This is a genomic window from Motilimonas sp. 1_MG-2023, from assembly GCF_030547455.1.
Taxonomy (GTDB): domain Bacteria; phylum Pseudomonadota; class Gammaproteobacteria; order Enterobacterales; family CBDFNC01; genus Motilimonas.
In genome coordinates, this window is record NZ_JAUOPX010000138.1 from 1 (window position 1) to 336 (window position 336).

Annotated in this window: 1 protein-coding gene; it reads left to right on the forward strand. The window is 52.7% G+C overall.

The window, feature by feature from the left end; all coding sequences use genetic code 11:
• A partial coding sequence (locus Q4519_RS21800) for a transposase (RefSeq protein ID WP_303516040.1) occupies positions 1-336 on the forward strand: 336 nt, incomplete at both ends.

Consider the following 336-nt stretch of genomic DNA (forward strand, 5'->3'; position numbering starts at 1 on the left):
GGCTGACTATTCCGGCGCAGGGTTAACCGCTAGGGTTGGCGCCAGGCTGGTGCTAATGCTCGGCACGTTATTTAGAACGCAGCATCGATTTGAACAAGGCGAACTGAGTGAAGAGCGCTGGCTCCGTCGTATGCAACGATTACGAAAAAGTATCAAAGCGTGGCTAGAAAAAGGCACACAAGTGCCAGTTAAGCGCTACGCAGGCCGATGTCAGTACATTCTAAAACACGAAACAGGCCTATGGGTATTCTTGGCTTCTCGCGGTACGCCGCTGACAAACAATGAAGCCGAGCGGTGCCTGCGCGGCAGCGTTATCATGCGTAAAATTTGCTACGG